General features: G+C 69.6%; 16 protein-coding genes. 7 read left to right on the top strand and 9 right to left on the bottom strand.

The features are described from left to right. Positions 1-18: 18 nt before the first annotated feature. Complete coding sequence (locus tag ABD830_RS52450) at positions 19-615, bottom strand: TetR/AcrR family transcriptional regulator (RefSeq protein ID WP_345003139.1); 597 nt, start codon at positions 613-615, stop codon at positions 19-21. A 66-nt stretch (positions 616-681) separates the two neighbouring features. Between ABD830_RS52450 and ABD830_RS52445 the strand changes: the two genes are divergently transcribed. From ABD830_RS52445 to ABD830_RS52435, 3 genes are all read left to right on the top strand, one after another. Then, positions 682-1,596 (top strand): NAD-dependent epimerase/dehydratase family protein, encoded by a 915-nt coding sequence (locus ABD830_RS52445; RefSeq protein WP_345003138.1) that lies wholly within the window; start codon positions 682-684, stop codon positions 1,594-1,596. A gap of 50 nt (positions 1,597-1,646) precedes the next feature. After that, a complete protein-coding gene (locus ABD830_RS52440) occupies positions 1,647-1,730 on the top strand; it encodes a hypothetical protein (protein ID WP_425567280.1) in 84 nt (27 codons plus the stop codon). A 174-nt stretch (positions 1,731-1,904) separates the two neighbouring features. Further along, entirely contained in the window at positions 1,905-2,969 is a 1,065-nt protein-coding gene (locus tag ABD830_RS52435) for an LLM class flavin-dependent oxidoreductase (RefSeq protein ID WP_345003137.1), read from the top strand. A gap of 88 nt (positions 2,970-3,057) precedes the next feature. Here ABD830_RS52435 and ABD830_RS52430 read toward each other — a convergent pair whose 3' ends face one another. Beyond that, a complete protein-coding gene (locus ABD830_RS52430) occupies positions 3,058-3,261 on the bottom strand; it encodes a helix-turn-helix domain-containing protein (RefSeq protein WP_345003135.1) in 204 nt (67 codons plus the stop codon). A 22-nt stretch (positions 3,262-3,283) separates the two neighbouring features. Further along, positions 3,284-3,451 (bottom strand): hypothetical protein, encoded by a 168-nt coding sequence (locus ABD830_RS52425; RefSeq protein WP_345003134.1) that lies wholly within the window; start codon positions 3,449-3,451, stop codon positions 3,284-3,286. A gap of 405 nt (positions 3,452-3,856) precedes the next feature. Between ABD830_RS52425 and ABD830_RS52420 the strand changes: the two genes are divergently transcribed. Further along, positions 3,857-5,692 (top strand): ABC transporter ATP-binding protein, encoded by a 1,836-nt coding sequence (locus tag ABD830_RS52420; protein ID WP_345003133.1) that lies wholly within the window; start codon positions 3,857-3,859, stop codon positions 5,690-5,692. After that, positions 5,689-7,461: an ABC transporter ATP-binding protein gene (locus ABD830_RS52415; RefSeq protein ID WP_345003132.1), complete on the top strand. Its 1,773-nt coding sequence runs from the start codon at positions 5,689-5,691 to the stop codon at positions 7,459-7,461. Before ABD830_RS52420 ends, ABD830_RS52415 begins: the two co-directional genes overlap by 4 nt. A 110-nt stretch (positions 7,462-7,571) precedes the next feature. Here the strand turns inward: ABD830_RS52415 and ABD830_RS52410 are convergent, their stop codons facing one another. From ABD830_RS52410 to ABD830_RS52390, 5 genes are all read right to left on the bottom strand, one after another. Next, the gene (locus tag ABD830_RS52410) at positions 7,572-8,024 is read right to left on the bottom strand and encodes a GtrA family protein (RefSeq protein WP_345003472.1); all 453 of its coding nucleotides are present in this window, start codon (positions 8,022-8,024) and stop codon (positions 7,572-7,574) included. A gap of 245 nt (positions 8,025-8,269) precedes the next feature. After that, the gene (locus ABD830_RS52405; protein WP_345003131.1) at positions 8,270-9,415 is read right to left on the bottom strand and encodes an RNA polymerase sigma factor; all 1,146 of its coding nucleotides are present in this window, start codon (positions 9,413-9,415) and stop codon (positions 8,270-8,272) included. Further along, entirely contained in the window at positions 9,412-9,819 is a 408-nt protein-coding gene (locus ABD830_RS52400; RefSeq protein WP_345003130.1) for a YciI family protein, read from the bottom strand. The genes ABD830_RS52405 and ABD830_RS52400 overlap by 4 nt, the downstream gene beginning before the upstream one ends. A gap of 177 nt (positions 9,820-9,996) precedes the next feature. After that, positions 9,997-10,497 carry a pyridoxamine 5'-phosphate oxidase family protein gene (locus ABD830_RS52395; protein ID WP_345003129.1) on the bottom strand — a complete coding sequence of 167 codons (501 nt, stop codon included), beginning with the start codon at positions 10,495-10,497 and terminating at the stop codon, positions 9,997-9,999. A gap of 77 nt (positions 10,498-10,574) precedes the next feature. Next, on the bottom strand, positions 10,575-11,000 hold the full coding sequence (locus ABD830_RS52390) for a VOC family protein (RefSeq protein ID WP_345003471.1): 426 nt from the start codon (positions 10,998-11,000) through the stop codon (positions 10,575-10,577). Between the two features lie 184 nt (positions 11,001-11,184). Between ABD830_RS52390 and ABD830_RS52385 the strand changes: the two genes are divergently transcribed. Together ABD830_RS52385 and ABD830_RS52380 are read left to right on the top strand one after the other, a co-directional pair. Beyond that, positions 11,185-12,075 carry an alpha/beta hydrolase gene (locus tag ABD830_RS52385; protein ID WP_345003128.1) on the top strand — a complete coding sequence of 297 codons (891 nt, stop codon included), beginning with the start codon at positions 11,185-11,187 and terminating at the stop codon, positions 12,073-12,075. Beyond that, positions 12,062-12,274, top strand: a complete 213-nt coding sequence (locus ABD830_RS52380; protein WP_345003127.1) for a hypothetical protein — start codon at positions 12,062-12,064, stop codon at positions 12,272-12,274. The genes ABD830_RS52385 and ABD830_RS52380 overlap by 14 nt, the downstream gene beginning before the upstream one ends. A 42-nt stretch (positions 12,275-12,316) precedes the next feature. On the opposite strand, the gene ABD830_RS52375 is transcribed toward ABD830_RS52380, so the two are convergent. Then, entirely contained in the window at positions 12,317-13,213 is an 897-nt protein-coding gene (locus ABD830_RS52375) for an AraC family transcriptional regulator (RefSeq protein WP_345003125.1), read from the bottom strand. Positions 13,214-13,253: the final 40 nt, after the last annotated feature.

Genomic DNA, 13,253 nt, shown 5'->3' with positions numbered 1-13,253 from the left:
CGTCGTCGACATCTGCCCTCACCCCGCGCGCAGCCCTCGCACCATCGTGTCGAAGGCACGGTCCCAGTGACGGCGGGCCTCGGTGGCGTCGCCGAGGGCGCCGCGCAGGTCGAGGCTGCACAGCCCGTGCGCGAGCGCGTTGATCCCGACGGCGAGGTCAGCGGGCTCGGCGAGAGAGAAGGCTCCTTCCCGTACGCAGCGCGCGACGGCGGCGATGAGCGTGTCGAAGGTCGGCTGGATCTGGGCGGCGGCTTCGGCGTCGGGCTGGAACTCGGGGATGGGACGGCCGAACATCAGCTCGTAGAGGTGCGGGTTGGCCAGGGCGTTGGCCCGGTAGGCGTGCCCGAGCGCCAGGAGGTCGGCGATCGGATCGCTGGTGTGCGGGACGGCGGCGAAGGCCGTGGCGAGCCGCTCGAACCCGGCCAGGAACATCTCGCGCACGAGACCACCCTTGTCGCCGAACACCTGGTAGACGGCCATGGTGGACACGCCCGCCCGCTGTGCGACGCGGCGGGTGGTCAGCGCCGCCGGGCCCTCGGTGGCCAGGAGCCGGCCTCCGGCGTCCACCAGCTCGCGGCGAAGCTCGTCGTAGTCGCGGTTTCTCGGTCTTGCCATGGATGGGATAGTATCATAACGTTGTTATATAACGATGATTCGAAATGACCTCGCAGGAGTGATCACATGTCCGACCTTCATGTAGTCCTTGGAGCCACCGGCGGCATCGGCGCGGCCGTCGTCGCCGAGCTGACCGCGCGCGGCCACGAGGTCCGGGCCGTCAGCCGAGGAGGCGCCGCCTTCAGGGCCGACGTCACCACCACCGAGGGTGCCGTCGCCGCCTGCGAGGGCGCCGCCGTGGTCTATCAGTGCGCACAGCCGAAGTACGAGCGCTGGGCCAAGGAGTTCCCCGGCTTCATCCGCACGGTCCTGACCGGGGTCGAGACCGCCGGGGCGAAGCTGGTCATGGCCGACAACCTGTACGTCTACGGCCCGGTCGACGCCCCCATGACCGAAGACCTGCCGCACGCCGCCACCAACCCCAAGGGCCGGGCCCGCGCCGAAGTGGACCGGCTGATCCTCGACGCCCACCGGACCGGGCGCATCCGCGCGGCCCTGGGGCGGGTCTCCGACTATTACGGCCCCGGCGGGGTCAACACCACCATCGGCCCGACCGTTTTCGCCGCCGCGCTGGCCGGCAAGACCGCCCGCTGGGTCGGCGACCTCGACCAGCCGCACACCGTCGCCTACCTGCCGGACATCGCCGCCGGGCTGGTCACGCTGGGCGAGCACGCCGAGGCCGACGGCCGCTCGTGGCACCTGCCCGCCGCCGAAGCGGTCACCGGCCGGGAGTTCCTCGGCCTCGTACGGACCGCGGTGGGAGGCGAGCTGAAGGTCGCCGGGCTCGGCCGGGGAATGCAGCGCCTGATCGGGCTGCTCAACCCGACCGTGCGCGCCCTCGGGGAGACCTGGTATCAGCGTGACCGCCCCTTCATCGCCGACGACTCGGCCTTCCGCCAGGCGTTCGGACCGGTCAAGGTCACCCCGCACGCCGACGGCATCGCCGCGACCCTCGACTGGTTCCGCCGCAACGCCGCCTGAGATTGAGAAATCCGGTCCGCCGGATCGGACGCCCGGACGAGATCGCCAATGTGGTGGCTTTCCTCGCCTCTGACCAGAGCAGCTTTTTCCTCGGCGCCAACTTGGTCGTGGACGGGGGCGAAACGCACATCTAACGGCTGTCGTCCTGCCTGATACCTGCCGACTGTTCGTCCTCGGCTTCGCCTGCCGCCGGGCGATGCTCGCAACCGCTCGGCGCCGACTGTGCAATCGACTTCGACGTGCTCGATCCACCTTCTGATGTCAGGCTGAGTACGTTCGAGCCGATCCTTTGCGCCTTGGAGGTTCTGATGCGTGCAGGCGTCGTGGTCACCGCACACCCCGGTGTGGAGGATCTCGCCGTGCAGGCCGAGGAGTTGGGCCTGCACAGTTTCTGGGTGAACGACACCCCGATGGTCCACGGCGACCCCTTCGTCGCCCTGGGGCTGTGTGCGAAGGCCACCAGCCGCATCAGGCTCGGCATCGGCGTGACCTCACCGGCGCTGCGCTCTGCCCCGGCAGCCGCGAGCGGGTTCGCCAGCCTCAACGCCCTGGCGCCGGGCCGGATCATCTGCGGCGTCGGCACCGGGAACACCGCCCGGCGCACGCTGGGCATGCGGCCGACCACGGCGGCCATGATGGAGAACTTCACCGCCACACTGCAGGACCTGTGCGCCGGACGCACCATCGAGTTCCGGGAAGGTGACCGGGTCCGCGACGTCCGGTTCCTGCACGCCGGGGCGCACGTGAACACGGCCGAGCCGGTCGAGTTCGTCGTGGCCGCGCTAGGACCGAAGGTCGCCGCCGTCGCCGGCCGCCGCGGCACCGGCCTGATCTCCTTCGGCCTGCTGGACCCCACCGCCTGGCATGCACTGCACGACGCCCGCCGCCAGGCCGCTCACGGCACACCCCGCGACCCCGGCTCTCGTACGGACTCCTATCTGGTCACCGCGCTGCACATACTCGACGAGGACGAGGACCCCCACGGCGATGCGGCCCGGGACGCGACCGGCCATATCGTCCTGTCGCTACTGGCCTTCGCCGCCGACACCGCCGGCGAAGCGCGCGCCTTCGCCGAACAACTCGGCCCCGAGGAACGCGAGGCGGTGCGGCGGCTTCTCGACCGGCGCGGCACCACCGCCACCGCACCCGACCGGCACACCAAGCTCTACCCCAACTACCTCGGACGCATCGCGCCGGAGGATCGGGACCTGATCCTGCCCTCGCTGATGAACACCCTGGCCCTGGTCGGCACCCGCGACGACCTTCGCACCCGCATCGCCACCCTGGAACAGGCCGGTATCGACGAGCTGCTCATCCAGCCGGTGATCGACCCACCCACCGAGATGGCGCAGTTCGCGAAACTCCTCACCTGAGCGGAGCTTTCGGTCGCATGCACGCGAGACCTGAATGACTCCAGCCGAAACCACGGGCTGCAGGCCACGCAACGTCTTCGATCGCGAGCTACGGCGCGAGAAGGTGGGCCGCGTGGTCGAAGCGCACCAGTCGGGCGGCGCGTTTGGGCGTGATGCCGAGCTGGGACCGGAAGCGGGACCACAGGCGCTTGCGGCTCCGGCCGACCTCGTCCGCCAGGCCGTCGGCCCGCACCCGCCCCCGGCCGGCGAGCATCCGCCGCCAGATGTAGGCGACCTGCGATGCGCCGAACAACGCAGCGCGCCGCTCACCGGGTCTACCGCCCCGGCTCAGCATCGAGGGCGGCGACCTCGCGCAGGCGTCCGTGCTGGTCCGGGCGGTGGAAGGGGTGGGAGCCGGGGCAGTTGATGTGCTCGAACAGCAGTGGTGACAGGCGCGCGCGGATCTGCGGGCCGGTGGCCGGCGACCCGGCCACTGGAACCATGTCGTCCCATGCGCGGACGATCGCTACTCCCGAATGGCTCGTTGAAGACAGTGCCCTCGACGAGCCAGTGCAGGTCGGAGACCTGAGCGGACATGCTCAATCGCAGGCTCCACCAGGAGTACGCGGCCACAGCCGCTCAGCCGGACGGGCATGGTCGCCGGTTCCGGCGGATCAGCCAATTTAATTGCATTGCCGTGAGGCGAACGCCAGTGTCACCATTTCGGACACTCGTCGCCTCGCCTCGCCGGGCTGGATCGAGTTCGGTGGGGGAGCTGTCACAGCCCTTTCCGATCTGGACGAGAATTTCGAGCGCCCGCGGTACCGGCGACAGCGTCGACCAGGAGGAAAGATGAGCGCCCAGGTCCGGGGCACGATCGCCCGTAGCCTCGACGACGAGGAGCAGGCGTGACCGCGGACACGAGTCGGCTGCCGCCCCCGGCGACGCGGTGGGTGATACCCGCCCTGGTCGGCTACTCCTTCTCCGTGGCACCGGCCTTGAGCACCCTGACCGCGGTCCTGGCCGTCCTCGCCGGTGCGGCGCCGGTCGGCATCACCGTGGGGATCGGTGAGCTGGTGGACGGGCTCACCTCGGCGATCGGCCAAGGGCTGGGCACCCCGGCGGCGCAGGAGTGCTATCGCTGGGTCGTCCTCATCGTCGTGCTGTTCTTCCTCACTCATGTCACCGAGTCCGCGCGGACGGCTCTGGGCCAGGCACTCGGCCGCCGGGTCACCGGCCGGCTCGGCGAGCGAGTGATGATGGCCGCCTCCGAGCCGGCGACCATCGGCCACCTCGAGGAACCGGCCTACCTCGGCCGGCTCGGGCGGGCCCGGGGCGACGGGACCATCGACATGCCGCCCGGGGAAGCGATCTTCGGCTTCTCCACCAAGGCCTCTCTGTGGGTGAGCAGCATCGGCTCCGCGGCTCTGCTGACCCGGGTCACCTGGGGGCTGGGGCTCGTCGTCTTCGCCGTCTTCGTCGCGATCCACTCCCGGCTGGTCCGGAACTACCGGATCGCCGTCATCGAGACCGTGAGTCAGACGACGAAGCTCCGCCGTACGTCCTACCTGCGGGACGTGCCGACCACGCCGGGTCTGGCCAGGGAAGTCCGCCTCTTCGGCCTCGCGGCTTTCTTCCGCGATGCTTACCAGTCGGAGTGGCGCGTGAACATGACGGAGGTCTGGCAACGGCGGCGCGAGCATCGCTTGTTCGTCGTCGTTGTGGTCGTGGTCACCGGTGTCACGGTTGCCGCGGTTTTCTACTACCTGGGGCTCCGGGCGGCAACCGGAGGTTCGACAGTGGGTGACCTGGCGCTCGGCGGCCTTGCCGTCCGGGCACTCCTCCAGATGCTCCGGGCGGACGAGGACGACCTCCGCATCGGCTTCGGTTCGAAGGCGGCCGCCGAGGCTTTCGCGTTCCCGGTCGAGGCGACGCCGGTCGGGCCGGACACCGATCCCTGGCCGGCGCCGGTCGCGACCATCTCCTGCGAGAATCTGCGCTTCCGCTACGGCGGCGCCGCCGACGAGGTGTTACACGGCATCGACCTCGCCGTTCCCGCGGGTCAGTCGCTCGCCGTCGTCGGGCTCAACGGGGCCGGCAAGACGACGCTGGCCCGGCTCATCGCCGGCCTGGACGCTCCGAGCGGGGGCTCCGTGCGCGCCGGTGCGATCCCGATCGACGACGCCAACCGCCGGAGCTGGCAGCGTCAGGTGGTCGCCGTCTTCCAGGACTTCGGCCGCTATGAGCTGACCGTACGGGACAACATCGCCTTCGGTTCCCTGGCCCATGCGGACGACGAGGAGGGCCTGCGTACCGTGGCGCGCCAGGCCGGGCTGCTGAAGTTCATCGAGGGGCTCCCGAACGGCTGGGACACGGTGATGTCCAGTGGCTTCACCGGTGGGGTCGACGCGTCGGGCGGCGAATGGCAGCGCATCGCCATCGCCCGGGCACTGTTCGGCCTGCGGCACGGCGCACAGCTGCTGATCATGGACGAGCCGGCCGCGAGCCTTGACGCCCGCGCCGAGGCTCAGCTCTATGACACGTTCCACGAGCTCACTGCGGGCGCCACCACCATCGCGATCTCGCATCGGTTCGCGACCGTGCGCAAGGCGGAGCGGGTGGTCGTGCTCGATCACGGCCGAATCATCGAAGACGGCACGCACGACGATCTGATCACTGCCGACGGCCGGTACGCCGAGCTGTTCCGCCTGCAGGCGAAGCGTTTCGAGGAGGCACCGTCTTGATCAGCGCCCTGCGCTTCGCCCTCACGATCGGACCCCGCATCCACCCGGGCCGGTCCCTGCTCGTGGTGGCGGTGGCGATTCTCGAACAGGCCACCGGGATCGGCCTCGCAGCGCTCCTCGGACTGTTCAGCGAGGCGGCGAGCCGGCATGCGACCAGCGGCGTGGTGACCCTCGCGCTGTGTGTGGCGATCTTCGTGATGCTCACCCAGGGCACCTTCATCGCCGGCTATTTCACCCGCCTTCGCCTGCAGGAGGAGATCCAGAACGAAGTCGAGCGCCAGTTCATCGACGTGGTCGGCACGACGCCGACGCTGGAGGTCCACGAGCGTTCGAGCCGCTCCGACAAGGCGGCGGTGGTCCGTGGTGCGCGGGGCGAGATCGGGCCGGCCTTCGACCGGCTGCTGTGGCTGGCCGGAGCCGCGCTGTCCCTGATCGCCTCGGCCGTCCTGATGGCCTCGGTCGTTCCCGTCCTCGCCGTACTGCCGCTCTTCGCCGTCCCCGCGGTAGCGGCCACCCGGGCGGCAGACAAGAAGCGCGGTCAGGCCGTGCAGCGCGCCACGCCCCGGACCCGGCTGGCCGGTCATCTGTTCACGCTCGCCACCACGGCGGCACCCGGTCGCGAGATCCGCCTCTTCGGACTGGCGAGCGAGCTGCGGCGGAGGCACCGCGAGGAGTGGGAGGCCGGAGGCCAGGACATCGCCAGGACTGATCGACGGGCCCGGGTACCGGTCGCGCTGGCTTGGCTGTTCTTCGTGCTGGCGTACGCGACCGCCATCGTCCTGATGGTGCGGGCCGGCCTGGCCGGCGACGCCTCGCTGGGCCTCATCGTCGCGGCCATCGCCGTCAGCAGCCAGATCACCGGGCAGGTGCAGGCCTTGTTGACCTCGACCTTCTGGGCGCTGGAGTCACTTCGGGCAGTCCGGGCGTTCCTCGACGTGGTGGAGTACGGCGCCGTGGAGCGGGCAGCCGTCGTGCCGGCCGCGCCGGCGACGGTGCCGGCCCGGCTGGACGGCAGCATCAAGGTGGAAGGTCTCAGCTTTCAGTACTGGAACCGCGATCGGCCTTCACTGAACGACATCAACCTCGAGCTCCCGGCCGGCGCCGTGGTGGCCCTGGTCGGCGAGAACGGCGCGGGGAAGTCGACGTTCGTCAAGATGCTCAGCGGTCTCTACCGGCCGAGCGCGGGGCGCATCCTGGTGGACGGGACCGATCTCGCGCAGTTCGCGCCGGAGGACTGGCGTGCCCGGGTCACGGCGGCCTTCCAGGACCCGGCACACATCGAGATGTCCCTGAAGGACACGATCGGGCTGGGCCGGCTAGAGCATCGCGACGACCCGGAGCGGATTCTCGAGGCGCTGCGGACGGCCGGCGGCGACAGGCTCCTCGCTTCGCTGCCCGAGGGCCTGGAGACCCGGCTCGGGCGAAAATCCTGGGACGGCAAGGGGCTGTCGGGGGGCCAGTGGCAGACGGTGGCCAACGCCCGGGCGGCGATGCGGCAGGCGCCGCTGCTGCGGGTGCTGGACGAGCCCACCGCCAGTCTCGACGCACGGGCCGAGGAGTGGCTGTTCGCGCGGTATTCCGACCTGAGCCGCCTGGAGGGCGGCGTGACAATCCTCGTCACGCACCGCCTCACCACCGCCCGGGCTGCCGATCTCATCGTGGTTCTGGACGGCGGCCGGGTCGTCGAGGTCGGCACCCACGACACGCTGAGTGAGGCCGACGGACTTTACGCCGAGTTGTTCCACCTGCAGGCCCGGTACTTCGTCTGAGCGCGTAGTCACGTACGGTCTTCGTCGGTCATCCGCGGGGCCGGGCTCGTGGGGCGCAGCGGCGGCATGAAGCAGTCCAACCGCCGAAACGGCTTCTGGATCCGCTGCCGTCAAGCCGCCTCGTCCGTGGAATCGGGAGCGGGAGCCAGCCGCACGCTGACGGACCGGGGCTTCTCGTCGGGGAAGACCCACTTCCGGAGCGCCCAGAAGCGGAAGACCATGGCGATCAGCGTGCCGATGATCTGCGCGCTCATGAAGTCGGCGATCTCCTGGGTCACCAGGCTCACATCCGGGGTCTCCAGGCGGAACACGTACCGGGAGATCCATAGCGGCGCGGAGCTGAGCACCAGACCGACGCCACTGACCAGGAAGAACAGCGCCGCCTCGTGACGGCGCTCGCGGCCGCCCCTGGTCCGGAACGACCATTCGCGGTTCAGCACGTAGGACACGATCGTCGCCACGAGCACCGCGATGATCTTCGCGGTCACCGGCTTCGGTTCCAGAATGGTGAGCTTCAGCCCATAGAACACCGTGTTGTCCACTAAGAACGTTGTTCCACCCACCACCGCGAACTTCAGCAGTTCACGATGCTTCAGCGCAAGTGCGTGCAGCGGTTTCGGCAACCTTGCGAGTACTGCGTTTGCTATTCGGAGCACCCCCGATCTTCTCACCAGTCGAACACCCTGGTGACAAGATTGACGGACACGGCTTGTCCGGCTGGAGCCGTACCTGACGACCACGCGGGCCGCCCGTGGGCCGCCGTAGTACGCGGGAAAAATCGGGTGGTGAGTCCTGGCGCGTCCGCCGCTCAACTGCGCAGTCGCGCATTGAGCCGCGCGGCCTGTCGCGTGAGGTGGTCGCGTTCGGGGAGACTGGGCGCTGATCGGGCGGCTTCCGCGTAGAGCCGCGCCGCGGTCACCGGGTCACCGTCACGCTCGTGCAGGTACGCCGCGACCGCGGTGTGGCGGGGCAGCGCGGGGTCGAGCTCCGCCAGAGCGGCCAGACCGGCCCGCGGGCCGTCGGCCTCGCCGACCGCGACCGCCCGGTTGAGGCGGGCCACCGGGCTGCTGGTGAGGCGCACCAGCTCGTCGTACCATTCGACGATCTGCACCCAGTCGGTCTCCTCAGCCGTCGGGGCGTCGGCGTGCAGCGCGGCGATGGCGGCTTGGGCCTGGAACTCGCCCAGGCGGTCGCGGGCGAGGGCCGTCTGGAGCACGTCGACGCCCTCGGCGATCAGGCGGGTGTCCCACAGGCTGCGGTCCTGCTCGGCGAGGGGTACGAGGCTGCCGTCGGTGCGAGTCCGTGCCGGGCGCCGGGCGTGGTGCAGCAGCATGAGCGCGAGCAGGCCCGCGACCTCCTCGTGGAGGGTCTTGGCCGCCAGTTGGCGAGTGAGCCGGATCGCCTCGGCGGCGAGGTCGACGTCGCCGGAGTAGCCCTCGTTGAAGACCAGGTAGAGCACGCGCAGCACAGTGGCGACGTCACCGGGCTGGTCGAGCCGGACGCCCGAGATGGTGCGCTTGGCCCGGCTGATCCGCTGGGCCATGGTCGCCTCCGGCACGAGGTAGGCCTGCGCGATCTGACGCGTGGTCAGGCCGCCGACCGCGCGCAGTGTGAGCGCGACGGCCGAGGCCGGTGTCAGGGACGGGTGCGCGCACAGGAAGTACAGCCGGAGCGTGTCGTCCACCGCCTCGCCCGGGCCGGGCGCGGGCTCGGTCTCGACGCGTACCTCGCGGTGCCGTCGGGAGGTGTCGGCGCGGGCGGCATCGAGGAACTTACGCCAGGCCACGGTGACCAGCCAGCCCTTGGGGTCCCGCGGCGGGTCGTCCGGCCACACACGTACGGCCTCGACCAGGGCGTCCTGCACGGCGTCCTCGGCCGCCGCGAAGTCGGCTCCGCGACGGACGAGAACACCGATCACCGCAGGCACCAGCTCCCGCAGCAGCGAGTCTTTCACTCGGTGATCATGCACGACACGGCCATGAAGGGGCGCACCTCGAGCCACTCGTGGATCGGCTTCCCACCCGCACCCGGAGCCGCGGACAGCTCTCCGGCCAGCTCGAGCGCCCGCTCGTAGCTCTCGACGTCGATCACCATCCAGCCGGCGATCAGGTCCTTGGTCTCCGCGAACGGGCCGTCGGTGACCGGCGGCCGCCCCTCGCCGTCGGAGCGGACGAACGTGCCCTCCGGTGAGAGCTCCTGGCTGTCGACGAACTCGCCGGTGCCCTCGAGCCGAGCGGCGAAGTCACGCATGTACTGCACGTGGGCCGAGACCTCCTCCGGCGTCCACTGCTCCATCGGCACGTCGTTGACCGCTGCCGGCGCGCCGCGGTAGTGCTTGAGCAGCAGGTACTTGGCCATCGTGTTTCTCCTTGGTCGGTACAGGCCCATTCTGGCCGTGTTCGCTCCTGGGACGGAGCCGCGCGCGGGTTCTCGACATCCTTTCGCGGCATTTTCCGGTGGATTTCATAGACTCCGCGTACCGCGGTGGGGGTTGAGGAGTGGGTGACCCATCCCAGGCGAGCGACCTCGCGCCGCTCAGGCGCGCTGACGCTCCTCCCGCTGCCGGATCAGCTCATCGACCGCGCTTGGCAGAGTCGTCTCGAAGTCGATCAGCTTCGCCCAGGTCGGGGTCACCACGATCCGGACCATGCCGTCGCGGTAGAGCGAACGCACCTCCGCCTCCCACTCGACCCGTTGCTCGGGCGTCATCTCGTAGGTGCTGGTCGCCTGGAGGTACTCGTCCGGGATGCCGTCGACGTAGTCCAGCTCGGCCCGACCCCGGATGAGCAAGATCTTGGGCGGGTGCACCTCGGTGTCGATCGTCAGGGCGACCATCGGGTTCTCACGCAAGGACCGAAGCTTCGGAGCGTTCTTCGGCGTGGACATGACGATCTCCGCGCCGTTCCAGGCAAAGATGATCGGGATGTTGCGGGGTGTGCCGTCCTTGGCGACGTAGGCCAAGCGGGTCACGTCGCGAGCCAGCAGCTCCTGGCTGATCGGTCGGTTCAGTACCTCGGTGATCTCGTTCGGTAGCACGGTCACTCCTCTCGTTGGGGTTCTCGGTCCATTCAGCGGATCGTTCTGATTGGTCGCAGGTCGGCCGCGACGGGCCGTCAGCCGAGCTCCTCGGCCAGTGCGACGACGATGCCCTCGGGGCCGCGGAGGTAGCAGAGCCGGTAGCTGTCCTTGTACTGCACCACCTCGCCGACGAGTTCGGCGCCGTGGGCGCGCAGGCGGGCCGTGACGTCGTCGATGTCGTCGACCGCGAACATGATGCGGCGAATGCCCAGCGTGTTCGCGGGGGCGTCCTCCGGTACGCCGCTGATCGCCTTCGGCGTGTGGTACTTCGCCAGCTCGATCCGCCCGTGGCCGTCCGGGCTCCGCATCATCGCCACGTCCACTCGCTGGTCGTCGAGCCCGACGAGACGCGCCGCCCAAGGCCCCTCGACCAGTGCCCGGCCCTCCAGCTCCATGCCGAGTTCCACGAAGAACGCGATTGCGGCGTCGAGGTCGTCGACGACGATGCCGACGTTGTCCATCCGCTGAATCGTCATGGTGGTTCTCCTTCTTCGTCGCGCGGCCCCTCGTGGCCACTGGTGGACCTGGGACGGAGTCACCGCCACATTCTCGACATCCGGAAACGTGCTGATTTCAAACGAGGCTCTGCCTCGGACCGACGGTGTCCCCCCTCCTGTTTTTCCATTTCTGGTACTATTCCCAAATATGGAAACGCTAAGAGCGGCCACCAGCGGCCCAGCGGTCATCTTTCTGGCCGGCGGCGGTGCGGTCGGCCGTGACTACTGGAACGTGCACCGCAAAGCGGCGGAACTGGCCACCAGTGTGATTTACGACCGCGCGGGCACAGGCGACGGCGCACCCGCCGAGTTGCCCCGCACCAGCACCGAGGTGACCGACGAGCTGCGGGGGCTGCTACGCGACGCGGCCATCGACGGCCCATACGTGCTGGTCGGCCACTCACTGGGCGGCCTGTACGCCCGCCACTATGCGATCCGGTTCCCCGCAGAGGTCGCTGGGCTGCTCCTGCTCGACCCGGCACACGAGGACTACAACGCCTACATGCCGCAGGAACTGCGGGAGCGGTGGGAAGGTTTCGACGCCGCGGAGGCCGCAGCGGCATTCGAGAACCTGCCCGATGGGGTGGTGCAGCTATACCGTGGCCTGTTCGCCCAAGAGCTGGCCGGCTGGCCCGCCGAGGTCCGCGAGCCGCTCATTGACTACCACGTCAGCCCGCACGGCCTCAAAGCCGGGTTCCAGGAAGCAAGTAACGTCGAGCAGCTTTACGCCGAGGTACGCGCAGCCGGCCCCCTGCCGGACGTCCCGCTCCTCGTCCTTTCCTCCACCAAGGTCGACCCGTTCAAAGAGGTTGTCTCCCAAGGCATCCCCGAGGCCCTACTGCAGGAGGAAATCGACGCCAAGTTCCGGCTCTACACCGACTTCGCCAATTCCGTACCCCGAGGAGAAATCCGGTCGGTCGAAGCCGGCCATGTCACGATCCACCTACGCGGCGAACAGGCAGTGCGAGACGCGATCGCAGACCTGCTCACCAGCAACCAGCCGACGGCCGGCGGAGAAGTGCGGCATGAATCGCGATGATTACCCGGCCATGCTCGGGATCGCGGACGGCGACCCGGACGCTGTCGGCCAGCTCGTCGAACTCGCAGCCGAGCACGGCGACATGGAGGAGCTGCGCCGCCTCGCCGACGCGGGCAGCAAAGACGCCGCCGATCAGCTCGTCGAGCTCGCGCAAGAACGAGGCGACGTTGGCGAGCTGCGCCGCCGACCCCGTCGATGAAGAGCGGTGGCATTACTACCGGTTGTTGGCCGCACCGGTACGTCAGGAGAGCGCCTCGGGGATGTCGAGCTGCGTAGGGGCGGTTGATCGAGTATGTTGCCGGTACTCGGTGGGCGTCAGCCCGACCAGCGTACGGAAGCGGCGGGCGAAGTACGTCGGGTCGTCCCAGCCGACGGCGGCGCCGACGCGGGCGGTCGGCAGGGTCGAGTGTGCCAGCAAGGTGGCAGCGCGTTCGGCCCGTAGCCGGGCCAGGAAGCCCAGCGGCGTCAACCCGACGTACCGCCTGAACAGCCGTCCGAGATAGGCGGGGTCGAGGTTGACCGCCTGGGCGAGATCATCCAGCCGCCAGGGATGGGCAGGCGCTGCCTCGAGACGGGCGATGGTGGCGGCGACGGCGGGGTGGATGGCGGACTCGAGCGTCTTCTGTTCGGGGTCACGGCCGTCGGCCAGGATGCCGAGCACGGTGATCAGCCGGCCCAGCACGCGTCCCGGCCGGTCGTGATCAGCCTTGAGGTCACGTTCGAGCAGGCCGATCTCCGCGATGGCCTCGTCGGCGGCGGCCGGATCGACGGTCATGATCGCCACGCCGTGCGTGCCGGATGCCACCGGATCGGTCCACAGCATCCGGCGGAGCATCGGGATGTCGTACAGCGCCGCCAGTTCGGCCCGCAGCGCCTGGGCGGACAGGCAGCAGTTGGCGACGGTCAGGTCGGTGCTGTCCCGGAACCCGTGCCACGCGCCGGGCCGGAGCACGATGACGTCACCGCGCCGCAGCGGGTGCTCGCCCCGGCTGGTCACGTGCCGGCCGTGACCGGTCCCGACCACCGCGATCTCGAGGAAGTCGTGCGCGTGCGGCTCGATGTCGGGGTTCAGGTGGTGGACACCTGCGAAGACCGGGCCTCCGGCGAACAGCGCGTGCTCGTGCAGCGTGGCGGGCATGTCGGGATCGTACGAGTACTGGCCGGGATCGGCCTAGCCC

Source organism: Nonomuraea helvata, from assembly GCF_039535785.1.
Lineage (GTDB): Bacteria > Actinomycetota > Actinomycetes > Streptosporangiales > Streptosporangiaceae > Nonomuraea > Nonomuraea helvata.
Note: the sequence above shows the minus strand (reverse complement) of the source record. Positions and strands in the feature narration are given on the sequence as shown.

Bases quoted from the DNA above. Each gene is read 5' to 3' on its own strand.
- ABD830_RS52450 (WP_345003139.1), bottom strand. From the start codon at position 615: ATGGCAAGACCGAGAAACCGCGACTACGACGAGCTTCGCCGCGAGCTG.
- ABD830_RS52445 (WP_345003138.1), top strand. From the start codon at position 682: ATGTCCGACCTTCATGTAGTCCTTGGAGCCACCGGCGGCATCGGCGCG.
- ABD830_RS52435 (WP_345003137.1), top strand. From the start codon at position 1,905: ATGCGTGCAGGCGTCGTGGTCACCGCACACCCCGGTGTGGAGGATCTC.
- ABD830_RS52425 (WP_345003134.1), bottom strand. From the start codon at position 3,451: ATGGTTCCAGTGGCCGGGTCGCCGGCCACCGGCCCGCAGATCCGCGCG.
- ABD830_RS52400 (WP_345003130.1), bottom strand. From the start codon at position 9,819: ATGGCCAAGTACCTGCTGCTCAAGCACTACCGCGGCGCGCCGGCAGCG.
- ABD830_RS52390 (WP_345003471.1), bottom strand. From the start codon at position 11,000: ATGGACAACGTCGGCATCGTCGTCGACGACCTCGACGCCGCAATCGCG.
- ABD830_RS52385 (WP_345003128.1), top strand. From the start codon at position 11,185: ATGGAAACGCTAAGAGCGGCCACCAGCGGCCCAGCGGTCATCTTTCTG.
- ABD830_RS52380 (WP_345003127.1), top strand. From the start codon at position 12,062: ATGAATCGCGATGATTACCCGGCCATGCTCGGGATCGCGGACGGCGAC.
- ABD830_RS52375 (WP_345003125.1), bottom strand. From the start codon at position 13,213: ATGCCCGCCACGCTGCACGAGCACGCGCTGTTCGCCGGAGGCCCGGTC.